Raw genomic sequence first — 25,270 nt, 5'->3', positions numbered from 1 at the left:
TTTTTCGTTCATGCATGCGAGTATCTGTGTTCTGTTCGGTCGGTCTTCGGGCGCCTGGGGGGCATCTGAGCGCGACTGACCGACACGCCAATGAAGGCGTTGAGGGGGATGGACCCGTTACACCTGCTGCTGGTCACGGTGCGTACGCATGCCCATGGCCGAGATCCGTCGATGCCTCAACGCACCAACCGATCTCACGGGGAGTTCCGTAGTCGTCATGGCATCGACAACCGTCGACGGGGGCGCGCCGCATTCGCGGCACAACCAGAAGCTCGCGAAACGCACGGCTGAGTGGAGACCGGGCATCCTGCCGTTCCTGCTGCCCTTCGTCCTGCTCGTCGTCTTCGGGCTGTGGAGCTACCGGCCCAGCTCGTCCGCCATCAGCTGGATCCTGACCGTCGTCTGGTCCCTTCCGGTGGCCGGCGTGCTGGTCGGCATCCAGGGCGCCCTGCTGATCCGCCGCCGGGTTCGCAAGAGCGATCAGATGGTCCCGCCCGCACCGGCCGAGCAGGACTTCCTGATCGTCCTGTGCCCCACCATCGGGCGCAACGACACCTACCCGGCCCTGGAACGCTCGATCCTCTCGTACGTCGAGCACCTGCCCGAGTGGTTCCCGTACCTGCGCGTCGACATCCTCACCGAGGAGGGCTGCGAGGCGGCCGCGGACATCGACCGGCTCGCCGACTCCCACCCGCTGATCCGGGTGGTCACCGTGCCCAAGGACTACGTCCCGGCCAACGGCACCCGTTTCAAGGCCCGCGCCAACCACTACGCCCATGAGCTGCGCATCGCCGAGGGCGAGGCCCTCGAGTACGTCTGGGTGCTGCACATGGACGACGACACCGGCGTCGGGCCCGACACCGCCTCCTCGCTCGCCCAGTTCATCAACCGCCAGCGCCGCGCCCACCCGGACGAGGCCAAGCACATGGCGCAGGGCATCCTCACGTACCCGCGCGAGAACGCGGTCAACATGTTCACCTGGCTCGCCGACGCGGTACGCCCCGCCGACGACATCGCCCGGTTCCGTGCGCTGACCGGTATGGGCACCCCGGCGGCCGGCGTACACGGCGAGCTGCTGGTGCTACGCGCGTCCATCGAGGCCGAGATCGGCTGGGACTTCGGTCCCAAGGAGATCGTCGAGGACGCCCGGCTCGCCCTGACCTTCTGCCGCAAGTACCCGGGCCGCAGCGACTGGTTCAACGGCCGCTGCTACGGCGCCTCCCCGGCGAGCGCGGCCGACTTCATCAAGCAGCGCGACCGCTGGGCCTGGGGTCTGGTGGCGCTCTGCTTCAACCGGGCCGTGCCCCTGCGCTACCGCTGGTTCCTGTCGATCTGCGTGACCACCTGGATCCTCGGCCCGCTCCAGCACATCGGCGCCGTACTCCTCGTCGGCTGGCTCATCAACGACATGAACACCTCGCCGGTGACCCAGTCCGTCACCATCCTCTGGGCCTTCAACTTCGCCTACGTCATCTGGACGTACTGGGAGGGCCTGCGACTGAACGCGCTCGCGTCGATCAGCGGCCGGCGCAAGTGGTGGGAGCCGATCGTGGTGGTAGCGCTCATCCCCGTCTTCTCCGTGCTGGAGGGAATCGGCGGCTTCAAGGGCTTCCTGAAGTTCGTCCGGCGCGAGGAGAACAAGTTCGTCGTGATCGCCAAACCCGCCTAGCCGCCCGGAAGACACCCACTGACATGCGCTCACGATTGCCCCTGCTCGCCATCTTCCCGGTGACGGTCCTCACCGTCGTGCTGGGCACCCCCTTCGTCCTCGGCAACCACCCGGTGCGTTGGGAGGCCGGCTCGGCCCTGCCCAAGCTCGTGGTGGGCGGCTCCGAGGACTCCGCCACCCCGTCCGACGACGGCTCCGACACGGCTCAGGCCTCCGCTCCGTCCGGGTCCGCCTCCTCCGCCACCGACGCCCTCCAGGTCGCCAAGCCCTGGAAGCCGGGTATGCCGCAGTGGGGCGTCCAGCTCTACTGGGAGGAGGAGAAGGAGAAGGAGAAACGGTCCGACACCTTCATCGAGAAGCAGGCCCGCAAGCACGCCGAGTACCTCATCGGCCTGGGCGCGAACTCGGTCTCCCTCTCCTTCCCCTTCTTCATCGGGGGCAGCACGTCCGACGAACTCTCGGCCGGTGCCCAGACGCCGTCTCCCGAACGCCTCGAAAAGGTGTTGAAGGTGTTCAAGGACGCCGGGTTCCGCACCACCCTGCGCCCGATCATGGACGAGGGAAACCTGGAGCAGAACAACGGCTGGCGCGGCAACATCGACCCCGCCTCCCGCTCCGCCTGGTTCGCCTCGTACAAGAAGTTCCTCACCCCGTACCTCAAGGCCGCCGACGAGGCGAAGGCCAACACCTTCGTGATCGCCACCGAGCTCAACTCCCTGGAGGGCGACCCCGAGTGGGACACCCTGGTCTCGTCCGCCGAGAAGACCTTCCCCGGTGAGATCTCCTACGACGCCAACTGGGACAACTACGTCTCCGGCCGCATCAACATGCCGGTCAACCACCTCGGCGTCGACGCCTACTTCCCCATCAAGGTGCCGGACACCGCCCCGGTCTCCGACCTGGTCGACGGCTGGAACGACTGGCTGGACAAGAAGGCCACCGGCCCGCTGCCGAAGATCCTCATCTCCGAGACCGGCATCGGCGCCATGAACGGCGCCTACCACGCCCCCGGGGACTTCTACACGAAGCGTGCCGTCAACCCCGAGGTGCAGGCCAACTGGTACAAGGCCGTCTGCGAAGTGGTCGAGGACCGGAAGATGCAGGGCATCTACTGGTGGTCGCTCTGGTTCGACGACGATCCGAACACCAAGCCCGACGACAAGGTTGCCTCCCGCCTCGACTTCGCCGGACGTCCGCTCTCCGAAAAAGCGATCAAGTCCTGTTTCACCTCTGATTACGCAGGACCCGGGACCGACACCGCAAGCTGACCGAGCGGAGGCAATCATGCAGGAAGCCATCATTCTGGTGGGCGGCAAGGGAACCCGCCTGCGCCCCCTGACCAACCACACCCCGAAGCCGCTGCTGAGCGTCGCGGGCTCGTCCTTCATCCGGCACCAGATCGCCAAGCTGATGGACGCGGGCATCGGGCACGTGGTGTTCGCCACCTCGTACCTCGCCAGCCTCTTCGAGGAGGAGTTCAAGGACTTCTCCCAGGACCTGGAGATCTCCTACGCCATCGAGGAGGTCCCGCTCGGCACGGGCGGCGCGATCCGCAACGCCGCGCGGCTGCTGCGCGGCGACTCGGCGGACGCACCGGTCCTCGTCCTCAACGGCGACATCCTCTCCGGCGTCGACCTGCCCGCCCTCCTGGAGCGGCACGAGGCGCGGGAAGCCGATGTGACCCTGCACCTCACCCGGGTCTCCGACCCGCGCGCCTTCGGCCTGGTCCCCACCGACGACTCCGGGCGGGTGCTGTCCTTCCTGGAGAAGCCCAAGACCGTGGCGGAATGCGTCACGGACCAGATCAACGCCGGCTGCTACGTCTTCCGCCGGTCCGTCCTGGACGCCATCCCGGCCGACCGCGAGGTCTCGGTCGAGCAGGAGACGTTCCCGCAGCTCGTCGCCCGGGGCGGGCGGGTGTTCGGCCACACCACGGACGACTACTGGCGGGACCTCGGCACCCCCCTGGCCTTCGTCCAGGGCTCCGCCGACCTGGTCACCGGCAGGGCGACCTCACCCCTGGTGGGCGGGCCGGCCGAGGCACTGATCCACCCCACGGCCGTAGTCGACCCGACCGCCCGGGTCACGGGCGGCTCGACGATCGGCCCGCACGCAGTCATCGGCGCGCACGTGGTCGTCGACCGCTCGATCATCGGCGCGAGCGTCGTCGTCTCCGAGGGCGCCCGGGTGCACGAGTCCGTGGTGGACCACGACTCCTCGATCGGCAGCGAGTCGCTCCTGAGCGAGGTCGTGGTCGGCTGCCACTCGCACGTCGGCGCCCAGAACGAGCTGCCCGCCCAACTGCGGCTGTCCTGCGGCATCCGCATCCCCGCCCAAGGCGTACGCGTCAGCGGCACGGCTCTCGCCTGCCCGACGGTCCACTGAATCAGCCGGTCCGCCCGGACAGTCACTGGAGAACCATGTCCCGCCATCGCACCACGGACGAGGAGACCGAGCGTCTCCGTAAGTACCGGCCCGACATCCAGGGCCTGCGTGCCGTAGCCATCATGATGGTCGTCGCCATGCACTGCGGCATTCTCGACATCCACGGTGGCGTGGACGTGAGCTTCGTGCTGAGCGGCTTCCTCATCGGCGGCCAGCTCTTCGCGGAGATCGACAAGACCGGAAAGGTCTCCCTGACCAAGTTCTGGGCCCGCCGTTTCCGGCGGCTGACCCCGCCCATGGCCGTCGTCATCGTCGGCACCGCGGTCCTGGCCTGGATGTACGGCAGCCCGCTCAGGTTCCGCTCCTACATCGAGGACGGCCTCAGCGCGTCTCTCAGCTTCCTGAACTGGCGCCTGGTCGAGACCGGCACCGACTACTTCGCCAACGACGGGACGCAGTCCCCGTACCAGCACTTCTGGTCGCTGGGCATCGAGGAGCAGTTCTACGCCGCCGCCCCGATCATCCTCGTCGCGCTGGTCTGGATCAGCCGCAAGATCTTCCGCAACCGCGCTCTCGTCGCGCTGTTCCTGACGGCCGCCATCGCCGGATCGTTCTACCTGGGCTGGTCGAAGACGTCCGAGAACCAGCCGCTCGCGTACTTCAGTACGCACACCCGGATCTGGGAGATCACCTGCGGCGTCCTGCTCGCCCTCGCCGCTCCGCTGGTCTCCCGTATGAACACCGGTCTGGCCGCGGTCGTCTCGTGGCTGGGGCTCGGCACCGTGCTCGTCACCGCGATGCTCATCTCCGACGAGACACCGCTGCCCGGCTACGCGGTGGCCGGCCCGGTCATCGGCGCCGTCATGGTCATCGCCGGTGGCTGCGCCAATCCCCGGTTCGGCGCCGAGCGGCTGCTGGACAACCCCGTCCTCGACTTCGTCGGCAACGTCAGCTACGGCTGGTACCTGACCCACTGGCCGCTCCTGGTGCTCTGGCCGTCCATCACCGACCGGGACTTCACCTTCGAGGAGCGGATGCGTGTCGTCGTCCTCTCGTTCCTGGTGGCCATCGTCATGCACTACGCCGTCGAGCGCAGGTTCAAGAAGAACGTGTCGCTGGTGACCCGCCCCTGGAAGGGCGTCTTCACCGGCGGCTTCACCACCGCAAGCACGGCCGGGGCAATGGTCCTGGCGGCGATCGTCCCGCTGCACTTGGCGACCGCCTCCTCGGGCGCGGTCGCCGCGGGCTACACGGACCGGACCTCCGTCCGGAAGGCCGTCACCGTCACGAAGCTCTCGGCACTCACCCAGTCAGCGCTGCCCCAGGCCCTCGGCGACACCACCGACCGCGACTGCATCGCCACCATCGAGGTCACGCGGTACCAGCCCCTCGACACATGCGTGGTGGGCGCCTCCGACGCCAAGACGACCATGGCGCTCTTCGGCGACTCGCACGCCTGGCAGTGGATGGACCTGTACGACATGATCGGCAAGGATCTCGGCATCCGTGTCACGGTCATCTCGAAGGCAGGCTGCTCGCCGCAGATGTACCGGATCCTCAATCCCCAGGTGAACCGTGAGTACCGGGAGTGCGACTCCTGGCGCGAATCGGCCTTCGCGGCACTGACGAAGTCGAAGCCCGACGTCATCGTCGTCGCCGACCGGGTCCGGCAGGAGGCGGGGCGGGACGGCGCCGTGGCCGCCTGGAAAGTGCTCCAGAAGACCGGTTCCCAGCTCGTCTACATGACGGACACTCCGCAGCCCGGGCAGAACGTGCCCGACTGCCTCGCCACCCACCTGGACGACGCGACCGCATGCAACCGCCCTGAATGGCAGGCCCTGGAGTACACGGACTTCCGCGCCATGGAGAAGGAGGTGGCCGAGAAGTACGGGGCAGAGATCATCGACACCACCGACGCGTTCTGCGCGAACGACGTCTGCCCGTCGGTCATCGGAGACCAGGTCGTCTACTACGACAACAGCCACATCACGTCGTCGTACTCGAAGACGCTGAAGCCCTTCCTCGAGCCAGCCCTGGAGAAGATCCTCGCCGGCTGACAGATCACGTCCCTTGGAGACCAGCAGTGACCTCTAACTCACGCCGTTCCGTGCTCAGATCGGCCCTCGCGGTGGGCGGTGTCGCCGTCTCCGCCACCGCGGTCTCCACCGGGGACGCCGCCGCCGTGGCGGCCGACGCCGGATGGGTGAACGTCAAGGACTACGGCGCCAAGGGAGACGGCACCACCGACGACACCGCCGCCATCCAGGCGGCGCTGGACGCCTGCCAGCCGGGCAACGTCACCGTGCTCCCCGCCGGGGTGTACCGCACGAGCGCTCCCGTGCGCATCGGCCCCTACGTCACCCTCCAGGGCTCGCACGCCGGCGGGGAGTCCCAGCCCAACGCCGAGAACCCGGTGGTCGGCATCCGCCCCCTCCCGTCGTTCACGGGAAACGCCGTCGTCGAGATCCTGGACCAGCAGCTGGGCGGCTACTCCCGCCCGGCCAACGCGCAGCGCATCTTCTCCCTGACCATCGACGGGTCCGCCCTGCCCAGCTCCGGAGCGGAGATCGACGGCATCCGCGCGACCGGGCAGATCCAGCACCTCCAGCTCCGGGACGTCCACGTCCGCTCGGTCACCGGCATCGGGATCAACACCTGGTACAACTTCAACGCCACCGGCGGCCCCCAGGCCCCGTTCTGCCTGCACTACGACCGCGTCTCCGTGCTGTGGGCCGGCTCCCACGGCATCGTGCTGAACAACTCCACCGACTCCGTCTTCCACGACGTGTACGTCCTGGGCGTCGGCGGCTGCGGCTGGTGGATGTCGGGCGCGGGCAACTCCTCCTTCACCAGCTGCCGGGCGGAGTGGTCGAAGCTGCACGGGTTCGACATCGAGTCCGTCCCCGGAGTGATCAAGATGGTCGCGTGCTCCACCGACCGCAACGGCTGGAACGGCATGTACGTCCACGCGACGGACACCACCAGCGTCCTGATGCTCTCCGCCACCCAGCTCACCCGGGACGGAAAGAACAACGGCAGCGGTGGCGGCGGCTACGCGGGACTGGCCGTCGCGAGCTCCCAGTGCAAGGTCATCGCCGACGGACTCGTGGTCCTCACGGGCAAGGACGACGACGGAACGGGGGTGGCGAGCCCCCAGTACGGTGTCCGGGCCGACAACTCCGCCTACGTCGTGGTCAACTCGGGCCATCTGCAGGGAGTCACGAACCCCTGGCCGACCGGCACCGGCAACACCAAGTTCGTCAAGGGAACCCTCGTGGGCACCGGCTGACGAGACGCCCTGCCGGGAGCGGCCGCTCAGCAGCAGCCCGCTCCCGGCAGCGTCCGCCGGTTCCGCGCCTCCAGGTTCCGCGCCGCCAGCAGCTCGTCCGCCGGGTACCCGACCTCCTCCAGCGTCAGCCCGTGCGGTCGTACGACATGGACGGCCGAGTCCCTGACACCGGCGGCCAGCACCTTCCCCGGCCACTCGGCCCCCCGGTGCCCGTCCCCCACGAACAGCAGCGCCCCGATCAGCGAGCGCACCATGTTGTGGCAGAAGGCGTCGGCCCGCACGGTGGCGGTGACGACCCCGTCCGCACCGCGCACGAGGCTCAGCTCCTGGAGCGTACGGATCGTCGTCGCACCCTCGCGCCGCTTGCAGTACGCCGCGAAGTCGTGCTCGCCGAGCAAGCGCCGCGCCGCCTCGTTCATGGCGTCGACGTCGAGCGGCCAGTCGTGCCACAGGACATGCCCCCGCAGCAGCGGGTCGACGCCACCGGGGTTGTCGGTGACGCGATAGGCGTACCGCCGCCAGATCGCGGAGAACCGCGCGTTGAACCCGGCCGGGGCCTCCTCCAGGGACCACACCCGCACGTCCTTCGGCAACCGCCCCGCGAGCCGCTTCAGCAGCTTCTCGCGGTGCTCCTCCCAGACCGGCTCGGGCAGATCGACATGCGCCACCTGCCCGCGTGCGTGCACCCCGGCGTCGGTGCGCCCGGCCACGGTCAGCTCGTACGTCGTCTCCCCCGACCGCGTCACCGTCCGCAGCGCGTCCTCGATCTCGCCCTGCACGGTCCGCCGTCCGCCGGCCTGCTTGGCCCAGCCGGAGAAGTCGGTCCCGTCGTAGGACAGGTCGAGACGGACACGGACGTGACCGGGCGCTGCTTCGTCACTCACCCAGAGATCCTCTCAAGAACACCAAAGCGGGCCCGCTCCCGAAAGGAACGGACCCGCCCACGTCGGCAGAACGCTTACGCGTCCTTCGACTCCTCGGCAGCGTCCTCGGCCTCGTCGGCCTTGGTCACGTCCACCTTGGTCTCCTCGGCGACCGGAGCGGCCTCGGCGTCCTTGGCGGCACGCTTGGTGGCGGCCTCGGCCTCGCCGGTGGCCTCCTGCGCGACGGTCAGCGCCTCGACCAGCTCGATGACAGCCATGGGCGCGTTGTCGCCACGGCGGTTACCGATCTTGGTGATACGGGTGTAGCCACCCGGACGGTTCTCGTAGCGCGGGCCGATCTCGGTGAAGAGCGTGTGGACGACGCTCTTGTCCGTGATCACCTGGAGCACCTGACGGCGGTTGTGAAGGTCACCCTTCTTCGCCTTGGTGACCAGACGCTCGGCGTACGGACGAAGGCGGCGGGCCTTCGCCTCGGTGGTGGTGATACGGCCGTGCTCGAAGAGGCTCTTCGCCAGGTTCGCGAGGAGCAGCTTCTCGTGCGCGGCACTGCCGCCCAGACGGGCACCCTTGGTGGGCTTCGGCATGGTGTTTCTCCTAGATGTCTGCCCCGGCCGTACTAGGTACCGGGGTCAGTATCCGAGCAGGCGGCCGCCTGTCGGAGATCCAGGTCCCCGAAGGGGCCTGGAAGGGGCGCGGGGAACTGCGCGATCAAGCACAGCGCACCCGCGCCCGAGTACGGACCGGTGGTCCCGAGCTCTCAGTACTGCTCGGTCTCGACGAACCCGGCGTCCGCGTCGTCGTCCGCGCCGAAGGCGTCCGCGGCGGCGGTCGGGTCGAATCCGGGCGGGCTGTCCTTGAGGGCCAGGCCCATGCCGGCCAGCTTCGCCTTGACCTCGTCGATGGACTTCGCACCGAAGTTGCGGATGTCCAGGAGGTCCGCCTCGGAGCGCGCCACGAGCTCACCCACGGAGTGGATGCCCTCACGCTTGAGGCAGTTGTACGACCGAACGGTGAGCTCCAGCTCCTCGATCGGCAGGGCCAGATCGGCGGCAAGGGCGGCGTCCGTCGGGGACGGGCCCATGTCGATGCCCTCGGCGTCGATGTTCAGCTCGCGGGCGAGACCGAACAGCTCGACCAGGGTCTTGCCGGCCGACGCCATGGCGTCACGGGGACGCATGGCCTGCTTCGTCTCGACGTCGACGATCAGCTTGTCGAAGTCGGTGCGCTGCTCGACACGGGTCGCCTCGACCTTGTAGGTGACCTTGAGAACCGGCGAGTAGATGGAGTCGACCGGGATACGGCCGATCTCCTGGCCCACCTGCTTGTTCTGCACGGCGGAGACGTAACCGCGGCCACGCTCGACCGTCAGCTCCATCTCCAGCTTGCCCTTGCCGTTGAGCGTGGCGAGGACGAGGTCGGGGTTGTGCACCTCGACACCGGCCGGGGGCGCGATGTCGGCGGCGGTGACCAGACCCGGGCCCTGCTTGCGCAGGTACATCACGACCGGCTCGTCGTGCTCCGAGGAGACGACCAGCTGCTTGATGTTGAGGATCAGGTCGGTGACGTCCTCCTTGACGCCCGGCACGGTGGTGAACTCGTGCAGGACGCCGTCGATCCGGATGCTGGTGACAGCGGCACCGGGGATCGACGACAGGAGGGTGCGGCGGAGCGAGTTGCCGAGGGTGTAGCCGAAGCCCGGCTCCAGCGGCTCGATCACGAACCGGGAGCGGAACTCGTCGACGACCTCTTCGGTCAACGAGGGACGCTGAGCGATCAGCATGTGGTGAGATCCTTCAGTTCAGGGGCACCCACTATTTGATGCCCTGAGGTACTGCTACAAGGGTACGGGCGATACGACCCTTACAGAGCCGTACCGCCCGAAAGCCTGCACGAAGCAGCCGTGCGTCAGACGCGACGACGCTTCGGCGGACGGCAGCCGTTGTGCGGGGTCGGGGTGACGTCCTGGATGGAGCCGACCTCGAGGCCCGTGGCCTGGAGCGAGCGGATCGCGGTCTCACGGCCGGAGCCGGGACCCTTCACGAACACGTCGACCTTGCGCATGCCGTGCTCCTGCGCGCGACGGGCAGCCGACTCGGCGGCCATCTGCGCGGCGAACGGCGTGGACTTCCGGGAGCCCTTGAAGCCGACGTGGCCGGCGGAGGCCCAGGAGATCACGTTGCCGGACGGGTCCGTGATGGAGACGATCGTGTTGTTGAACGTGCTCTTGATGTGCGCGTGGCCGTGAGCGACGTTCTTCTTTTCCTTGCGGCGCACCTTCTTGGCAGCGCCCTGACGACCCTTGGGGGGCATCTACAAACTCCTACGGGGAGGTGGTCGGTCCTACAGCGAAGACCGCTGATGAAGCGTTGTCCGCTGAGGACTACTTCTTGCCCGGCTTCTTCTTGCCGGCGATCGCGCGACGCGGGCCCTTGCGGGTACGAGCGTTCGTGCTGGTGCGCTGACCACGGACGGGCAGACCACGGCGGTGCCGCAGACCCTGGTAGCAGCCGATCTCGACCTTGCGGCGGATGTCGGCCTGGATCTCGCGACGGAGGTCACCCTCGGTCTTGATGTTGTTGTCGACGTACTCACGAATCGCGACGAGCTGCTCTTCGGAGAGGTCGCGAACGCGGGTGTTCGGGTCGATGCCGGTCTCGGCCAGCGTCAGCTGGGAGAGGGTCCGACCGATACCGAACACGTAGGTCAGGGCGACCTCCACGCGCTTTTCGCGCGGGATGTCAACACCGGAAACGCGTGCCATTCAATGGCTCCTGGTGATCTTCGGAGGTCTGCCGCAGAACCGGTTCCCGACCGCCGTACCAGGTACGAATCGGGTCCCCGGCCTCCGAACCGGGGGTGTCAGGCGCGCACAGGGCGGCCCGGGTTCCACGTAATTACTTTTTCAGCTCGCGTCGCGCGAATCTCTGCGGATGCAGAAGGTGAGGCCGATTGCGATTAACCCTGGCGCTGCTTGTGGCGCGGGTTCTCGCAGATGACCATGACCCGACCGTGACGGCGGATCACCCTGCACTTGTCGCAGATCTTCTTGACGCTCGGCTTGACCTTCATGGGATTGAGGTTCTCCGAGTCAGAGGGATCTACTTGTACCGGTAGACGATCCGGCCACGCGTCAGGTCGTACGGAGACAGCTCCACCACGACCCGGTCGTCAGGGAGGATGCGGATGTAGTGCATACGCATCTTGCCGCTGATGTGTGCCAGGACCTGGTGGCCGTTCTGGAGCTCGACCTTGAACATGGCGTTCGGAAGAGACTCGACGACAGTGCCCTCGATCTCGATGGCACCTTGCTTCTTGGCCACGCTTCGCCCTTCGAATCGACTACCTTGATCGACTCCCGCCAGCGCATGAAGACATGCGGGTGCACGAGAGCCGACGAGTCAGTCTACGTCAGCACACCCAGAAAGACGAATCGAGGATTCATGCCCCGAGACGGAGATCCTTAAGCACACCGAGGCAGCGAGGACACCCAGGGGCGCGGGGCTGTGTCGATATGCGGCTCCGCCGCGCGGGCGCGACCAGCCACACACGACTCGCAGACGGCAGACGACCTACGCCAACGGATCCGGAGCCGCGACAACCCCGTACTCCGCGAGCTTCGCCTTCCCCCCGTCCGGAGCCGTGAGCACCAAGGGCCCCTCCTCCGTCAGCGCCACCGAGTGCTCCCAGTGGGACGACCACGTACCGTCCGTCGTGATGACCGTCCAGTCGACCAATCCTGGACGCCGCTCTCGCGGGCTCGGCGCCCAAGGCGCCTCACAAGCTTCGAGCGGCTGCGCCGGCCTCCGACCGGCGGTCGCGGCACCCGCCGCCGTCAGGCGAGAGGATCAGGAGCCGCGGTCACCCCATACTCCGCAAGCTTCGCCTTCCCGCCGTCCGGAGCCGTGAGCACCAAGGGCCCCTCCTCCGTCAGCGCGACCGAGTGCTCCCAGTGGGACGACCACGTACCGTCCGTCGTGATGACCGTCCAGTCGTCCGCCAGGACCTCTGTCTTCGGTGTGCCCAGGGACACCATCGGCTCGATCGCCAGGCAGAACCCGGTGACCAGCTTCGGCCCCTTGCCGCGCCGCCGGTCGACGTAGTTCAGCAGGTGCGGGTCCATGTGCATCTCGGTGCCGATGCCGTGGCCGCCGTAGTCCTCGATGATCCCGTACCGCCCGCCGCCGGGCCTGGGCTGCCGGCGGATGTACGTCTCGATGGCCCGGGAGACGTCCACGAGCCGGTGTCCGTGCTTCATCGCCGCGATCCCGGCCCACATCGACCCCTCGGTCACCCGGGACAGCTCCAGCAGCTCCGGAGCGTGCCCCGAGCCCACGAAGGCGGTGTACGCCGCGTCCCCGTGCCAGCCGTCGATGATCGCGCCGCAGTCGATGGAGATGATGTCGCCGTCCTTGAGGACGACCTCGTCGGACGGGATGCCGTGGACGACGACCTCGTTCACGGAGGTGCAGATCGTCGCGGGGAAGCCGCCGTACCCGAGGAAGTTCGGCTTGGCGTTGTGCTCCGCGAGGACCTTGCGCGCGACCTGGTCGAGATCCCTGGTCGTGGCCCCGGGCACCGCGGCCTCACGGGTCGCCGCGTGGATGGCGGCGACGACCAGCCCCGCCTCGCGCATCTTGGCGATCTGCTCGGGGGTCTTGATCTGCACCATGCGGTGGGAGCCTTTCAGGGGAAGAGGGAAGAAGGACGGACGCCCTCACGGACGCCCTCAACGATACGTGCACCCACACAGCAGCCGCGGCCCCCTGTCAAGGGAACCGCGGCTGACATGCTCGTACAAGAAACCGCTACGCGGCGTCGTCCTGGTGCTGGAGCGCCTCCATCGCGCGGCCGGTGACCGCCTCCACCTTGCCGAGCGCCGAGATCGTGACCACCAGGCCCTGGGCCTTGTAGTAGTCGATGATCGGCTCGGTCTGGGTGTGGTAGACCTCAAGCCGCTTGCGGACGGTCTCCTCGGAGTCGTCGTCGCGCTGGTACAGCTCGCCGCCGCAGACGTCACAGACGCCTTCCGTCTTCGGCGCCTTGTACGAGACGTGGAAGACGTGCGCGGAGTCGTTGCGGCAGATGCGCCGGCCGGCGATCCGCTTGACGACCTCCTCCTCGGGTACTTCGAGGTCGAGCACGGCGTCCAGCTTCATGCCCTCGGTCTGCAGCATCTCGTCGAGCGCCTCGGCCTGCGACACGTTGCGCGGGAAGCCGTCCAGCAGGAAGCCGCCCTCGGCGTCCGGCTGCTCCATGCGGTCCTTGGCCATCCCGATGGTGACCTCGTCCGGAACCAGGTTGCCCGCGTCCATGTAGGACTTCGCGAGTTTGCCGAGGTCCGTCTGCTGGCTGATGTTGGCGCGGAACAGGTCGCCCGTGGAGATGTGCGGGATCGACAGGTTCTTGGCGAGGAACGCAGCCTGCGTTCCCTTGCCGGCACCCGGCGGCCCGACGAGGACGATACGCATCAGCGGAGGAACCCTTCGTAATTGCGCTGCTGGAGCTGGCTCTCGATCTGCTTCACCGTCTCAAGACCGACACCCACGATGATCAGGATGCTGGTCCCGCCGAACGGGAAGTTCTGGCTTGCCCCGAAGCCGACCAACGCCATCGTTGGAACAAGAGCGATCAGACCCAAGTACAGCGAACCCGGCCAGGTGATCCGGTTGAGCACGTAGGAGAGGTACTCAGCGGTCGGTCGGCCAGCCCGGATGCCCGGGATGAAGCCACCATACTTCTTCATGTTGTCGGCGACTTCCTCGGGGTTGAAGGAGATCGCCACATAGAAGAACGCGAAGAAAACGATCAGCAGGAAGTACATGCTGATGTAAATGGGGTGGTCGCCCTTGACGAGGTTCTGCTCGATCCACGTCTTCCACCCGGACTGGCCGCTGGAGAACTGCGCGATCAGAGCCGGGATGTAGAGCAGCGACGACGCGAAGATGACCGGGATCACACCGGCCTGGTTGACCTTCAGCGGGATGTACGTCGAGGTACCGCCGTAGGAACGGCGGCCGATCATGCGCTTCGCGTACTGCACCGGGATACGGCGCTGGGCCTGCTCGACGAAGACCACCAGGCCGACCATGACCAGGCCGACGAGGATGACGGTGCCGAACTCGATCCAGCCGTCGGCCAGGGTGCCCGACTTCTTGATGGCCCACAGCGCGGACGGGAAGGTGGCGGCGATCGAGATGAACATCAGGATCGACATGCCGTTGCCGATGCCGCGGTCGGTGATGAGCTCACCGAGCCACATGACGACGGCCGTACCGGCGGTCATCGTGATGACCATGACGATCGTGGTGAAGATCGCGCGGTCCGGGACGATGCTCGACGCGACGGTGCAGCCGGAGAAGAGGGCGCCGCTGCGGGCGGTGGCCACCAGGCCGGTGCCCTGCAGGATGGCGAGGGCCACCGTGAGATAACGGGTGTACTGCGTGATCTTCGCCGTACCGGCCTGGCCCTCCTTCTTGAGGGCTTCGAGGCGCGGGATGACCACGGTCAGCAGCTGGAGAATGATGCTCGCGGTGATGTACGGCATGATGCCGAGCGCGAAGACCGTGATCTGCAGCAGTGCGCCGCCGCTGAACATGTTGACCAGACCGAAGAGTCCCTGGTTGCCGGACGCCTGGTCCACGCACTCCTGGACGGACTTGTAGTCGACGCCCGGGATCGGGATGTGGGTACCGACCCGGTACACCACGATGATGGCGAGCGTGAAGAGCAGCTTCTTGCGCAGGTCGGGCGTCCTGAACGCCCGGGCGAACGCGGTGAGCACGGTGCCTCCTGCGACCCCCGCGCTACTGCGTCAAGGGTGACGGTCTTGAGGTTCGACGAATGAGGGATACAGAAAAGAACAGCGCAGGCTACCTTACCGGCGAGACTGCTCCCTGTGGAACGACCAACCGGGGATACCCCGTTCATGGGGTATCCCCGGTCGGGATCGCTCAAGTCATCGAGACGCCTGTTGAGTTCAGACGAGCTCGGTGACGGTGCCGCCGGCGGCGGTGATCTTCTCCTTGGCGGAGCCGGAGACGGCGTCGACCGTCACCTGCAGCGCCACGGAGATCTCGCCCTGGCCGAGGACCTTGACGAGGCTGTTCTTGCGAACCGCACCCTTGGCCACCAGACCCTCGACCGTGACCTCGCCACCCTCGGGGTAGAGCGCGGCCAGCTTGTCGAGGTTCACGACCTGGAACTCGGTCTTGAACGGGTTCTTGAAGCCCTTCAGCTTCGGAAGACGCATGTGGAGGGGCATCTGCCCACCCTCGAAGCGCTCCGGAACCTGGTAGCGGGCCTTCGTGCCCTTGGTACCACGACCGGCCGTCTTACCCTTCGACGCCTCACCACGACCCACACGGGTCTTGGCGGTCTTGGCGCCCGGGGCGGGACGGAGGTTGTGGATCTTGAGCGGGTTGTTCTCCGCCATGATCAGTCGACCTCCTCGACCGTCACGAGGTGGCGGACGGTGTGCACCATGCCGCGGAACTCGGGGCGGTCCTCCTTGACGACCTGCGTGTTGATGCCCTTGAGACCAAGGGAACGCAGGGTGTCACGGTGGTTCTGCTTGCTGCCGATGTAGGACTTGACCTGCGTAATCTTGAGCTGCGCCATGATTACGCACCCGCCCCGGCACGCGCACGGAGAAGAGCCGCGGGGGCGACGTCCTCGAGCGGCAGACCACGGCGGGCCGCGATCTCCTCGGGACGCTGCAGACCCTTCAGGGCCTCCACGGTCGCGTGCACGATGTTGATGGCGTTGTCGGAGCCGAGCGACTTCGACAGCACGTCGTGGATACCGGCGCACTCGAGCACGGCGCGCACCGGACCACCGGCGATAACGCCGGTACCGGGGGACGCGGGCTTGAGCAGAACGACGCCGGCAGCCTTCTCACCCTGGATGGGGTGCGGGATGGTGCCCTGGATACGGGGGACCTTGAAGAAGTGCTTCTTGGCCTCCTCAACACCCTTGGCGATGGCGGCCGGCACCTCCTTGGCCTTGCCGTAACCGACACCCACGGTGCCGTCACCGTCGCCCACCACGACCAGCGCGGTGAAGCTGAAGCGACGACCACCCTTCACAACCTTGGCGACACGGTTGATCGCGACGACACGCTCAACGTAAGCGGTCTTCTCGGCGGCGGCTGCGCCACCGTCACGGCCCTTACGGTCCCGCCGCTCGCCGCCACCGGCACCGCCACCGCGGCGCTGGGGTCCAGCCATTGGATTACCTCTCTCTTTCCGCTAGCTACGAGCGGCTCAGAACTTGAGCCCGGCTTCGCGGGCGGCGTCCGCCAGGGCGGCGATGCGCCCGGCGTACTGGTTGCCACCACGGTCGAATACGACGGCCTCGACACCGGCGGCCTTGGCGCGCTCGGCGACCAGGGCACCGACCTGCTTGGCCTGCGCGGACTTGTCGCCCTCGCCACCGCGGATCGAGGTGTCCAGGGTGGACGCCGACGCCAGGGTGTGACCCTTGATGTCGTCGATCACCTGGGCCACGATGTGGCGGTTCGAGCGGGTAACGACCAGACGCGGACGCTCCGCCGTTCCGTTGATGTTCTTACGGATCCGGATGTGGCGGCGCTTGATCGCGGCGCGCTTGTAGGCGTCGCCCTTGAGGATCTTCTGTCCGTATGCCATGGCTTACTTACCCGCCTTTCCGACCTTGCGGCGGATGACTTCGCCCTCGTACTTGACGCCCTTGGCCTTGTACGGGTCGGGCTTGCGCAGCTTGCGGATGTTGGCCGCAACCTCGCCGACCTTCTGCTTGTCGATGCCCTCAACCGAGAACCGGGTCGGGTTCTCCACCTTGAAGGTGATGCCCTCGGGCGCCTCGACGGTGATCGGGTGGCTGTAGCCGAGCGCGAACTCGAGGTTCGCACCCTTGGCCTGCACGCGGTAACCGACACCGCTGATCTCGAGCTTCTTCACGTAACCCTGGGTCACGCCGGTGATCATGTTCGCCACCAGCGTGCGGGACAGGCCGTGCAGGGCCTTGCTCTGACGCTCGTCGTTGGGGCGGGTGACGTTCAGCACGCCGTCCTCACCCTTGGCGATCTCGATCGGCGCCACGACGGTGTGAGTCAGCGAGCCCTTGGGGCCCTTGACCGAGACCGTCTGGCCGTCGATGGTGACGTCCACGCCGGCGGGAACCGTGATGGGGAGCTTGCCAATACGCGACATAGCTGTTTCCTCCGATTCCTTTCCGCTACCAGACGTAGGCGAGAACTTCTCCGCCTACGCCCTTCTTGCCGGCCTGCTTGTCGGTGAGGAGCCCGTGCGACGTGGAGATGATCGCCACGCCGAGGCCGCCCAGCACCTTGGGCAGGGAGGTGGACTTCGCGTAAACCCGGAGACCGGGCTTGGAGATCCGCTTGATGCCCGCGATGGAGCGCTCACGGTTGGGGCCGAACTTCAGCTCCAGGACGAGGTTCTTGCCGACCTCGGCGTCCTCGACCTTCCAGCCCGTGATGAAGCCCTCCTGCTGGAGGATCTCCGCGATGTGAGACTTGATCTTGGACGCCGGCATCGTCACGGAGTCGTGGTATGCCGAGTTCGCGTTCCGCAGACGCGTAAGCATGTCTGCGATCGGATCAGTCATGGTCATGAATTGGCCTTCGGCCTCTCTCGCCGGGGTTTCCAGGTGCCCATCCCTCTCCTCGATCCGAGACGAGGCGGGTGCGGTGCGGTGGACCTACGGCGTAGTAAGTCGTACGGGCGTCAGGGCGCCCAACCCTCCTAGCCTAAGCCATGAAGGGGTGGGCCCCTGACCAAACCCTTTGCTTACCGAGAGCTTCAGGTAATCCCAACTAGGGGATTACCAGGAGCTCTTGGTCACGCCCGGCAGCTCGCCACGGTGAGCCATCTCACGAAGGCACACGCGGCACAGACCGAACTTGCGGTACACGGAGTGCGGACGGCCGCAGCGCTGGCAGCGGGTGTACGCGCGCACACCGAACTTGGGCTTGCGAGCAGCCTTGGCAATCAGAGCCTTCTTCGCCATCTCGCTCACGCCTCCTTGAAGGGGAAGCCGAGGTGACGAAGGAGCGCGCGGCCCTCAGCGTCGTTGGTCGCCGTGGTCACCACGGTGATGTCCATGCCCCGGGTACGGTCGATCTTGTCCTGGTCGATCTCGTGGAACATGACCTGCTCGGTGAGACCGAAGGTGTAGTTGCCACGGCCGTCGAACTGCTTGGGGGACAGACCACGGAAGTCGCGGATGCGCGGCAGCGCGAGCGACAGGGTGCGGTCCAGGAACTCCCACATGCGGTCGCCACGGAGCGTGACGTGGGCACCGATCGGCTGGCCCTCACGCAGCTTGAACTGCGCGATGGACTTGCGGGCCTTGGTGACGGCCGGCTTCTGACCGGTGATCGTGGTGAGGTCGCGGATGGCGCCCTCGATCAGCTTGGAGTCGCGGGCGGCGTCGCCCACACCCATGTTGACCACGATCTTGACGAGGCCGGGGATCTGCATGACGTTCTCGTACTTGAACTCGTCACGCAGCTTGCCCGCGATCTCCTCGCGGTACTTCGTCTTGAGACGCGGAGTCGTGGTGGTAGCCATCAGATGTCCTCACCCGTCCGCTTGGCAACGCGGATCTTGTTGCCCTCGTCGTCGAAGCGGTAACCGACACGCGTGACGACCTTGTTGCCGTCCTTCTCCACGACCAGCTGGACGTTGGAGACGTGGATCGGGGCCTCGGTCGTGACGATGCCGCCGGCCTGCGAACCGCGAGCGGTCGGGCCGGCCTTGGTGTGCTTCTTGACCCGGTTGACACCCTCGACCAGGACACGGTCCTCGCGGGGGAAGGCCGCGATGACCTTGCCCTGCTTGCCCTTGTCCTTACCGGTGATGACCTGGACCAGGTCGCCCTTCTTGATCTTCATGCTTACAGCACCTCCGGCGCGAGCGAGATGATCTTCATGAACTTCTTCTCGCGCAGCTCACGGCCGACGGGGCCGAAGATACGGGTGCCGCGAGGGTCGCCGTCGTTCTTCAGAATGACGGCGGCGTTCTCGTCGAAGCGGATGTACGAGCCGTCCGGACGGCGGCGCTCCTTGACGGTGCGAACGATGACCGCCTTGACGACGTCACCCTTCTTCACGTTGCCACCGGGGATCGCGTCCTTGACGGTGGCGACGATGACGTCACCGATGCCCGCGTAGCGGCGACCGGAGCCACCGAGCACACGGATGCAAAGGATCTCCTTCGCACCAGTGTTGTCGGCGACACGCAGTCGCGACTCCTGCTGGATCACGTCTATCTCCTGTTTGTCTGCCGGTTCCCGGCAGGGGCCTTATCCCTTACGGGAGTCGAGCCCCTGCCGAGCCTGGCGGAACTGTCCTGCGAGGAATGCCCCGCAGGAAATTACTTGGCCTTCTCGAGGATCTCGACGACGCGCCACCGCTTCGTGGCGGACAGCGGGCGGGTCTCCGCGAGGAGGACCCGGTCGCCGACGCCGGCGGCGTTCTGCTCGTCGTGCGCCTTGAGCTTGTTCGTACGGCGGATGACCTTGCCGTACAGCGCGTGCTTGACGCGGTCCTCGACGGCGACGACGACGGTCTTGTCCATCTTGTCGCTGACGACGAGACCCTCGCGGGTCTTGCGGAAGCCGCGGGCCTCTGCAGTCTGCTCAGTCACGTTGCTCTCACTCATCAGGCGCTCTCCACCGTCTCGATGCCCAGCTCGCGCTCACGCATCAGGGTGTAGATCCGCGCGATGTCCTTACGGACGGCCTTGAGCCGACCGTGGTTCTCGAGCTGACCGGTCGCCGCCTGGAAGCGGAGGTTGAACAGCTCTTCCTTGGCCTCGCGGAGCTTGTTCAGCAGCTCCTCGTTGCCCAGCTCGCGCAGCTCGGACGCCTTGGTACCGGCCGACATCACGCTTCACCTGCCTCGCGCTTGACGATCCGGCACTTCATCGGCAGCTTGTGGGCCGCACGGGTCAGCGCCTCACGGGCGATCTTCTCGTTGGGGTACGACAGCTCGAACATCACGCGTCCGGGCTTGACGTTGGCGATCCACCACTCCGGCGAACCCTTACCGGAACCCATGCGGGTCTCGGCGGGCTTCTTGGTGAGGGGACGGTCCGGGTAGATGTTGATCCAGACCTTGCCACCACGCTTGATGTGACGCGTCATGGCGATACGAGCGGCCTCGATCTGACGGTTCGTCACATACGCCGGGGTGAGCGCCTGGATGCCGTACTCGCCGAACGCAACCGTCGTGCCACCCTTGGCGGCGCCGGAGCGCCCCGGGTGGTGCTGCTTGCGGTGCTTGACCCTACGGGGGATCAGCATGTCGGTCAGGCCTCCGTTCCGCCAGTAGAAGAGGACGGCGCCTCAGCCGGAGCGGCGGCGGGGGCCTCGGCCTTGGGGGCCTCGGCACCGGCAGCCTGCTGCGGCTTGCGACCGCGCCGCTCGCCACCACGGCCACCACGGGCCGGGCGGTCGGCACCGCCACCACCACGGGCCGGGCGGTTGCCGGCACGGGCAGCGGCGTTCTCGGCGCGGACCTCGGCGATGTTCTTGACGTCGCCCTTGTAGATCCAGACCTTCACGCCGATGCGGCCGAAGGTCGTCTTGGCCTCGAAGAAGCCGTAGTCCACGTTCGCGCGGAGCGTGTGCAGGGGCACACGGCCCTCGCGGTAGAACTCCGAGCGGGACATCTCGGCGCCACCGAGGCGGCCACCGCACTGGATCTTGATGCCCTTGGCGCCGGCCTTCATCGCCGACTGCATGCTCTTACGCATGGCGCGGCGGAAGGAGACGCGGGAGGAGAGCTGCTCGGCGACGGCCTGGGCGACCAGCTGAGCGTCGGTCTCGGGGTTCTTGACCTCGAGGATGTTCAGCTGGACCTGCTTGCCCGTGAGCTTCTCGAGGTCACCGCGGATGCGGTCGGCCTCGGCGCCACGGCGGCCGATGACGATGCCGGGACGCGCGGTGTGGATGTCCACACGCACACGGTCACGGGTGCGCTCGATCTCCACCTTCGAGATGCCGGCGCGCTCCATGCCGGACGTCATCATCCGACGGATGGCGACGTCTTCCTTGACGTAGTCCTTGTACAGCTTGTCGGCGTACCACCGGGACTTGAAGTCCGTGGTGACACCGAGCCGGAACCCATGCGGGTTAACCTTCTGGCCCATTACCGGGTTCCTTCCTTGCTGCTGACGACCACGGTGATGTGGCTGGTCCGCTTGCGGATCCGGTAGGCACGGCCCTGGGCGCGCGGCCGGAACCGCTTCAGGGTCGGACCCTCGTCGACGTACGCCTCGGAGATGAAGAGGCTGTCGGCGTCGGTGTGGTCGTAGTTGTGCGCGGCGTTGGCGATGGCGCTGTCGAGCACCTTGCCGACGGGCACGGAGGCTGCCTGCGGAGCGAATCGCAGAACAGCCTGAGCCTCCGTGGCGTCCATGCCACGGATAAGGTCCACCACGCGGCGGGCCTTCATGGGCGTAACGCGGATGTACCGCGCCTGGGCCCTGGCTTCCATGGTTGTCCCTCTCAGTTACTTACGTGTCTGAATGCGATCCGCTGTTAGCGGCGCTTCGACTTCCGGTCGTCCTTGACGTGACCCCGGAAGGTGCGCGTCGGCGAGAACTCGCCGAGCTTGTGGCCGACCATCGACTCGGTGACGAACACCGGGATGTGGGTCTTGCCGTTGTGCACCGCGAGCGTGTGGCCGAGCATGGCCGGCACGATCATGGAGCGACGGGACCAGGTCTTGATGACGTTCTTGGTGCCGGCTTCGTTCTGGGCGTCCACCTTCTTGATCAGGTGGTCGTCGACGAAGGGCCCCTTCTTGAGACTGCGCGGCATCTAAACCCGCTCCTAGCGCTTCTTGTTCGTCTTGCGGCGGCGGACGATGTACTTGTTCGAAGCCTTCTTCGGCGAACGAGTACGACCCTCCTTCTGACCCCAGGGGCTGACCGGGTGGCGACCACCGGAGGTCTTGCCCTCACCACCACCGTGGGGGTGGTCAACCGGGTTCATCGCCACACCGCGAACGGTCGGGCGGACGCCCAGCCAGCGCTTGCGGCCGGCCTTGCCCCAGTTGATGTTGCTCTGCTCGGCGTTGCCGACCTCGCCGACCGTGGCGCGGCAGCGCTGGTCGACCAGGCGGATCTCACCGGAGGGCATGCGGAGGTGGGCCATGGTGCCCTCCTTCGCGAGCAGCTGCACCGAGGCACCGGCGGAGCGGGCGAACTTGGCGCCGCCACCGGGACGGATCTCGATCGCGTGGATCGTGGTACCGACCGGGATGTTGCGGAGCGCCAGGTTGTTGCCCGGCTTGATGTCGGCCCCGGGACCGTTCTCGACGCGGTCACCCTGCTGCAGGTTGCGCGGGGCGAGGATGTAGCGCTTCTCGCCGTCCGCGTAGTGCAGCAGCGCGATGCGCGCGGTGCGGTTGGGGTCGTACTCGATGTGCGCGACCTTCGCCGGCACGCCGTCCTTGTCATGGCGACGGAAGTCGATGACACGGTAGGCGCGCTTGTGTCCGCCACCCTGGTGGCGAACGGTCACACGACCGGCGTTGTTACGGCCGCCCTTGCTGTGCAGCGGGCGGACCAGCGACTTCTCCGGCGTGGACCGCGTGACCTCGACGAAGTCGGCGACGCTGGAACCACGACGGCCCGGCGTAGTCGGCTTGTACTTGCGGATTCCCATTTCTCAGTCCTCGTCCGATATCGGACGATCCGACCCGCTTACGCGGACGGACCGCCGAAGATGTCGATACGGTCGCCCTCGGCGAGGGTCACGATCGCGCGCTTGGTCGCCGCACGCTGGCCGAAGCCGGTGCGGGTCCGCTTGCGCTTGCCCTGGCGGTTGATCGTGTTGACCCCGGTGACCTTGACCGAGAAGACCGCCTGGACGGCCTGCTTGATCTGGGTCTTGTTGGCGTTCGGGTCGACGATGAACGTGTACTTGTTCTCGTCCAGGAGCGCGTAGCTCTTCTCCGACACGACCGGCTTCAGCAGCACGTCACGGGGGTCCGTGTACGCCTTGCTGGGCGCGGTGACGACGGTGTTCTTGCCCTCGGCGGCGTGACGGCGCGCCTTGGCGACGCGCGCGGCCTTGGCGGCCTTGGCGGCCTTCGAGGCGATGGAGGGGTGACGGATAGCCATCAGACCTCGCTCCCTTCGGTGTCGTTGGCCTTCGGGCCGGACACGAAGGACTCGAAAGCGGCCTGGGTGAAGACCACGTCGTCCGAGACGAGAACGTCGTACGTGTTCAGCTGGCCCGGCTCCAGGATGTGGACCTGGGGCAGGTTGCGGGCGGACAGCCACGCGGCCTCGTCGGCGCGCTCGACGACCAGGAGCAGGTTCTTGCGCTCCGAGATCTTGCCGAACAGCGTCTTGGCGGCCTTCGTCGACGGGTTCTCACCCTCGATGACGCCGGAGACGACGTGGATGCGGTTGTGGCGGGCCCGGTCGGTGAGGGCGTGGCGCAGGGCCGCGGCCTTCATCTTCTTCGGGGTCCGCTGCGAGTAGTCACGCGGCACGGGACCGTGCACGACGCCACCACCGGCGAACTGCGGGGCGCGGGTCGAACCCTGACGGGCGCGGCCGGTGCCCTTCTGGCGGTACGGCTTCTTGCCGCCACCGCGGACCTCGCCACGCGTCTTGACCTTGTGCGTGCCCTGACGGGCGGCGGCCAGCTGCGCGACGACGACCTGGTGGATCAGCGGGATGCTGACCTTCTCGACGCCGAAGATCTCGGCCGGGAGCTCGACGGTCCCGGCGGTGTCGCCGGAGGGCGACAGAATGTCAATGGTGCTCATAGTCCTCAGGCCCCCTTGGCCGCGGTGCGGACCAGGACGAGGCCGCCGTTCGGACCAGGAACCGCGCCCTTGATGAGGAGCAGGCCCTTCTCCGCGTCAACGGCGTGAACGGTCAGGTTCTGGGTGGTGACCCGCTCGTTGCCCATGCGACCCGCCATGCGGAGGCCCTTGAACACACGGCCCGGGGTGGCGCAGCCACCGATGGAGCCGGGAGAGCGGTGCTTGCGCTGGGTGCCGTGACCGGCGCCGAGGCCCTTGAAGTTGTGACGCTTCATGACACCGGCGAAGCCCTTGCCCTTGCTCTTGCCGGTCACGTCCACCTTGACGCCGGCCTCGAAGACCTCCGCGGAGATCTCCTGGCCCAGCGTGTACTCGGAGGCGTCCGCGGTGCGGATCTCGACGAGGTGACGGCGGGGCGTGACGTCGGCCTTGGCGAAGTGGCCCTTGAGGGGCTTGTTCACCTTGCGCGGGTCGATCTCGCCGAAGGCGATCTGGACCGACTCGTAGCCGTCGACGTCGTTGGTGCGGACCTGGGTGACGACGTTGGGGCCGGCCTTGACGACGGTGACCGGAACAACACGGTTGTTCTCGTCCCACACCTGCGTCATGCCGAGCTTCTCGCCCAGGATGCCCTTGATCTGCTTAGCCATTCTCAGATCACCGGCCTTCAGAGCTTGATCTCGATGTCGACACCGGCCGGGAGGTCGAGTCGCATCAGAGAGTCAACGGTCTTGGGGGTCGGGTCGAGGATGTCGATCAGGCGCTTGTGCGTGCGCATCTCGAAGTGCTCGCGCGAGTCCTTGTACTTGTGCGGCGACTTGATGACGCAGTACACGTTCTTCTCAGTGGGCAGCGGCACCGGGCCCGCGACCGACGCACCAGTGCGGGTCACCGTCTCGACGATCTTCTTCGCCGAGGAGTCGATGACCTCGTGGTCGTAGGCCTTGAGCCGGATGCGGATCTTCTGTCCCGCCATGGCTACTCCGTAGTCCTGTCTCTTACAGCTCTGGAACCCGGTGTTCCCTCGACTTCCGCCGACCCACGCGGTCGGGCGTGTCGCACTTTCACTGACACAGATGTCCCTTGTTCGAACATCCCTTGCCTGGGAAAGAAGTTCACCGGGTGCCTGGCCAGTGCCGCACCGCACTTCCCGGAAGATTCCCGTACGTCCGCCCCAGCGCTGCCCGCATGGGCAGTTAGGGCGACGAGTACTGTGGGACTCGCTTCCGGTCCCCCCGGCGGGAGGCGCACAG

Annotated in this window: 36 protein-coding genes and 1 pseudogene; 5 read left to right on the top strand and 32 right to left on the bottom strand. The window is 66.9% G+C overall.

The genetic code is table 11. The features are described 5' to 3' along the window. Positions 1–217 precede the first annotated feature (217 nt). From ABZ896_RS06355 to ABZ896_RS06335, 5 genes are read left to right on the top strand one after another with little or no spacing between them, the layout of a single operon-like run. Entirely contained in the window at positions 218–1,669 is a 1,452-nt protein-coding gene (locus tag ABZ896_RS06355; protein WP_360922750.1) for a glycosyltransferase family 2 protein, read from the top strand. A gap of 23 nt (positions 1,670–1,692) precedes the next feature. Next, positions 1,693–2,937, top strand: coding sequence for a hypothetical protein (locus ABZ896_RS06350; RefSeq protein ID WP_360922747.1), 1,245 nt, complete (start codon positions 1,693–1,695; stop codon positions 2,935–2,937). A 16-nt stretch (positions 2,938–2,953) separates the two neighbouring features. Beyond that, complete coding sequence (locus ABZ896_RS06345) at positions 2,954–4,054, top strand: NDP-sugar synthase (RefSeq protein WP_360922744.1); 1,101 nt, start codon at positions 2,954–2,956, stop codon at positions 4,052–4,054. A 35-nt stretch (positions 4,055–4,089) separates the two neighbouring features. Beyond that, the gene (locus ABZ896_RS06340) at positions 4,090–6,111 is read left to right on the top strand and encodes an acyltransferase family protein (RefSeq protein WP_360922741.1); all 2,022 of its coding nucleotides are present in this window, start codon (positions 4,090–4,092) and stop codon (positions 6,109–6,111) included. A 26-nt stretch (positions 6,112–6,137) separates the two neighbouring features. Continuing rightward, entirely contained in the window at positions 6,138–7,343 is a 1,206-nt protein-coding gene (locus tag ABZ896_RS06335; RefSeq protein ID WP_360922738.1) for a glycosyl hydrolase family 28-related protein, read from the top strand. A 26-nt stretch (positions 7,344–7,369) separates the two neighbouring features. Here ABZ896_RS06335 and truA read toward each other — a convergent pair whose 3' ends face one another. The 32 genes and pseudogenes from truA to rpsJ all read right to left on the bottom strand — a co-directional run bounded on the left by truA (position 7,370) and on the right by rpsJ (position 24,993). Further along, entirely contained in the window at positions 7,370–8,227 is an 858-nt protein-coding gene (gene truA, locus ABZ896_RS06330; protein ID WP_360922735.1) for a tRNA pseudouridine(38-40) synthase TruA, read from the bottom strand. 74 nt (positions 8,228–8,301) lie between these two features. Beyond that, positions 8,302–8,811 carry a 50S ribosomal protein L17 gene (rplQ, locus tag ABZ896_RS06325; RefSeq protein WP_360922730.1) on the bottom strand — a complete coding sequence of 170 codons (510 nt, stop codon included), beginning with the start codon at positions 8,809–8,811 and terminating at the stop codon, positions 8,302–8,304. A gap of 173 nt (positions 8,812–8,984) precedes the next feature. Continuing rightward, positions 8,985–10,007: a DNA-directed RNA polymerase subunit alpha gene (locus ABZ896_RS06320; protein WP_003966937.1), complete on the bottom strand. Its 1,023-nt coding sequence runs from the start codon at positions 10,005–10,007 to the stop codon at positions 8,985–8,987. 125 nt (positions 10,008–10,132) lie between these two features. Then, positions 10,133–10,537 carry a 30S ribosomal protein S11 gene (rpsK, locus tag ABZ896_RS06315; protein WP_003956432.1) on the bottom strand — a complete coding sequence of 135 codons (405 nt, stop codon included), beginning with the start codon at positions 10,535–10,537 and terminating at the stop codon, positions 10,133–10,135. A 70-nt stretch (positions 10,538–10,607) separates the two neighbouring features. Continuing rightward, entirely contained in the window at positions 10,608–10,988 is a 381-nt protein-coding gene (gene rpsM, locus ABZ896_RS06310) for a 30S ribosomal protein S13 (protein WP_037680379.1), read from the bottom strand. A 194-nt stretch (positions 10,989–11,182) separates the two neighbouring features. After that, entirely contained in the window at positions 11,183–11,296 is a 114-nt protein-coding gene (rpmJ, locus tag ABZ896_RS06305; protein WP_003998809.1) for a 50S ribosomal protein L36, read from the bottom strand. Between the two features lie 29 nt (positions 11,297–11,325). Next, positions 11,326–11,547: a translation initiation factor IF-1 gene (infA, locus tag ABZ896_RS06300; RefSeq protein ID WP_003948620.1), complete on the bottom strand. Its 222-nt coding sequence runs from the start codon at positions 11,545–11,547 to the stop codon at positions 11,326–11,328. A gap of 249 nt (positions 11,548–11,796) precedes the next feature. Further along, a pseudogene (locus ABZ896_RS06295) lies at positions 11,797–11,955 on the bottom strand (type I methionyl aminopeptidase); the annotation flags it as partial. A gap of 104 nt (positions 11,956–12,059) precedes the next feature. After that, complete coding sequence (gene map / locus ABZ896_RS06290; protein WP_360922726.1) at positions 12,060–12,896, bottom strand: type I methionyl aminopeptidase; 837 nt, start codon at positions 12,894–12,896, stop codon at positions 12,060–12,062. A gap of 136 nt (positions 12,897–13,032) precedes the next feature. After that, positions 13,033–13,695, bottom strand: coding sequence for an adenylate kinase (locus ABZ896_RS06285; RefSeq protein ID WP_360922723.1), 663 nt, complete (start codon positions 13,693–13,695; stop codon positions 13,033–13,035). Continuing rightward, the gene (gene secY, locus ABZ896_RS06280) at positions 13,695–15,008 is read right to left on the bottom strand and encodes a preprotein translocase subunit SecY (protein WP_360922720.1); all 1,314 of its coding nucleotides are present in this window, start codon (positions 15,006–15,008) and stop codon (positions 13,695–13,697) included. The genes ABZ896_RS06285 and secY overlap by 1 nt, the downstream gene beginning before the upstream one ends. Positions 15,009–15,203: 195 nt before the next feature. After that, positions 15,204–15,659: a 50S ribosomal protein L15 gene (gene rplO, locus ABZ896_RS06275; protein WP_003974249.1), complete on the bottom strand. Its 456-nt coding sequence runs from the start codon at positions 15,657–15,659 to the stop codon at positions 15,204–15,206. 2 nt (positions 15,660–15,661) lie between these two features. Beyond that, on the bottom strand, positions 15,662–15,844 hold the full coding sequence (rpmD, locus tag ABZ896_RS06270) for a 50S ribosomal protein L30 (protein ID WP_003974250.1): 183 nt from the start codon (positions 15,842–15,844) through the stop codon (positions 15,662–15,664). Positions 15,845–15,846: 2 nt separating this feature from the next. Then, positions 15,847–16,452 carry a 30S ribosomal protein S5 gene (gene rpsE, locus ABZ896_RS06265; RefSeq protein WP_009190144.1) on the bottom strand — a complete coding sequence of 202 codons (606 nt, stop codon included), beginning with the start codon at positions 16,450–16,452 and terminating at the stop codon, positions 15,847–15,849. A gap of 36 nt (positions 16,453–16,488) precedes the next feature. Further along, positions 16,489–16,872: a 50S ribosomal protein L18 gene (gene rplR, locus ABZ896_RS06260; RefSeq protein ID WP_030930487.1), complete on the bottom strand. Its 384-nt coding sequence runs from the start codon at positions 16,870–16,872 to the stop codon at positions 16,489–16,491. A gap of 3 nt (positions 16,873–16,875) precedes the next feature. Beyond that, positions 16,876–17,415: a 50S ribosomal protein L6 gene (gene rplF / locus ABZ896_RS06255; protein WP_360922716.1), complete on the bottom strand. Its 540-nt coding sequence runs from the start codon at positions 17,413–17,415 to the stop codon at positions 16,876–16,878. Positions 17,416–17,440: 25 nt separating this feature from the next. Continuing rightward, on the bottom strand, positions 17,441–17,839 hold the full coding sequence (gene rpsH, locus ABZ896_RS06250) for a 30S ribosomal protein S8 (protein WP_013001411.1): 399 nt from the start codon (positions 17,837–17,839) through the stop codon (positions 17,441–17,443). Positions 17,840–18,049: 210 nt separating this feature from the next. Next, on the bottom strand, positions 18,050–18,235 hold the full coding sequence (locus tag ABZ896_RS06245; protein ID WP_003956452.1) for a type Z 30S ribosomal protein S14: 186 nt from the start codon (positions 18,233–18,235) through the stop codon (positions 18,050–18,052). A 5-nt stretch (positions 18,236–18,240) separates the two neighbouring features. Next, the gene (gene rplE / locus ABZ896_RS06240) at positions 18,241–18,798 is read right to left on the bottom strand and encodes a 50S ribosomal protein L5 (RefSeq protein ID WP_020135807.1); all 558 of its coding nucleotides are present in this window, start codon (positions 18,796–18,798) and stop codon (positions 18,241–18,243) included. Continuing rightward, positions 18,798–19,121, bottom strand: a complete 324-nt coding sequence (gene rplX, locus ABZ896_RS06235) for a 50S ribosomal protein L24 (RefSeq protein WP_003992365.1) — start codon at positions 19,119–19,121, stop codon at positions 18,798–18,800. The genes rplE and rplX overlap by 1 nt, the downstream gene beginning before the upstream one ends. 2 nt (positions 19,122–19,123) lie before the next feature. After that, on the bottom strand, positions 19,124–19,492 hold the full coding sequence (gene rplN, locus ABZ896_RS06230; protein WP_003998823.1) for a 50S ribosomal protein L14: 369 nt from the start codon (positions 19,490–19,492) through the stop codon (positions 19,124–19,126). A 110-nt stretch (positions 19,493–19,602) separates the two neighbouring features. After that, positions 19,603–19,890: a 30S ribosomal protein S17 gene (gene rpsQ, locus ABZ896_RS06225; protein ID WP_007384073.1), complete on the bottom strand. Its 288-nt coding sequence runs from the start codon at positions 19,888–19,890 to the stop codon at positions 19,603–19,605. Continuing rightward, positions 19,890–20,114, bottom strand: a complete 225-nt coding sequence (gene rpmC, locus ABZ896_RS06220) for a 50S ribosomal protein L29 (protein WP_010036720.1) — start codon at positions 20,112–20,114, stop codon at positions 19,890–19,892. The genes rpsQ and rpmC overlap by 1 nt, the downstream gene beginning before the upstream one ends. Further along, positions 20,114–20,533 (bottom strand): 50S ribosomal protein L16, encoded by a 420-nt coding sequence (rplP, locus tag ABZ896_RS06215; protein WP_007494765.1) that lies wholly within the window; start codon positions 20,531–20,533, stop codon positions 20,114–20,116. The genes rpmC and rplP overlap by 1 nt, the downstream gene beginning before the upstream one ends. 5 nt (positions 20,534–20,538) lie before the next feature. After that, positions 20,539–21,381, bottom strand: coding sequence for a 30S ribosomal protein S3 (rpsC, locus tag ABZ896_RS06210; RefSeq protein ID WP_360922710.1), 843 nt, complete (start codon positions 21,379–21,381; stop codon positions 20,539–20,541). Beyond that, positions 21,381–21,728, bottom strand: a complete 348-nt coding sequence (rplV, locus tag ABZ896_RS06205; protein ID WP_003974262.1) for a 50S ribosomal protein L22 — start codon at positions 21,726–21,728, stop codon at positions 21,381–21,383. Before rplV ends, rpsC begins: the two co-directional genes overlap by 1 nt. Positions 21,729–21,772: 44 nt before the next feature. Beyond that, complete coding sequence (gene rpsS / locus ABZ896_RS06200) at positions 21,773–22,054, bottom strand: 30S ribosomal protein S19 (protein WP_003992359.1); 282 nt, start codon at positions 22,052–22,054, stop codon at positions 21,773–21,775. 12 nt (positions 22,055–22,066) lie between these two features. After that, positions 22,067–22,903 carry a 50S ribosomal protein L2 gene (gene rplB, locus ABZ896_RS06195; protein WP_030039757.1) on the bottom strand — a complete coding sequence of 279 codons (837 nt, stop codon included), beginning with the start codon at positions 22,901–22,903 and terminating at the stop codon, positions 22,067–22,069. Positions 22,904–22,941: 38 nt separating this feature from the next. Then, on the bottom strand, positions 22,942–23,361 hold the full coding sequence (gene rplW, locus ABZ896_RS06190) for a 50S ribosomal protein L23 (RefSeq protein WP_360922706.1): 420 nt from the start codon (positions 23,359–23,361) through the stop codon (positions 22,942–22,944). Then, positions 23,361–24,017 carry a 50S ribosomal protein L4 gene (rplD, locus tag ABZ896_RS06185; RefSeq protein ID WP_360922703.1) on the bottom strand — a complete coding sequence of 219 codons (657 nt, stop codon included), beginning with the start codon at positions 24,015–24,017 and terminating at the stop codon, positions 23,361–23,363. Before rplD ends, rplW begins: the two co-directional genes overlap by 1 nt. Positions 24,018–24,022: 5 nt before the next feature. Next, positions 24,023–24,667: a 50S ribosomal protein L3 gene (rplC, locus tag ABZ896_RS06180; RefSeq protein WP_005481233.1), complete on the bottom strand. Its 645-nt coding sequence runs from the start codon at positions 24,665–24,667 to the stop codon at positions 24,023–24,025. A 17-nt stretch (positions 24,668–24,684) separates the two neighbouring features. Beyond that, the gene (rpsJ, locus tag ABZ896_RS06175; RefSeq protein ID WP_003948644.1) at positions 24,685–24,993 is read right to left on the bottom strand and encodes a 30S ribosomal protein S10; all 309 of its coding nucleotides are present in this window, start codon (positions 24,991–24,993) and stop codon (positions 24,685–24,687) included. Positions 24,994–25,270: the final 277 nt, after the last annotated feature.

The sequence above is a fragment of the Streptomyces sp. NPDC047072 genome, from assembly GCF_040643855.1.
Classification (GTDB): domain Bacteria; phylum Actinomycetota; class Actinomycetes; order Streptomycetales; family Streptomycetaceae; genus Streptomyces.
This window is presented reverse-complemented; position numbering and strand designations above follow the sequence as displayed.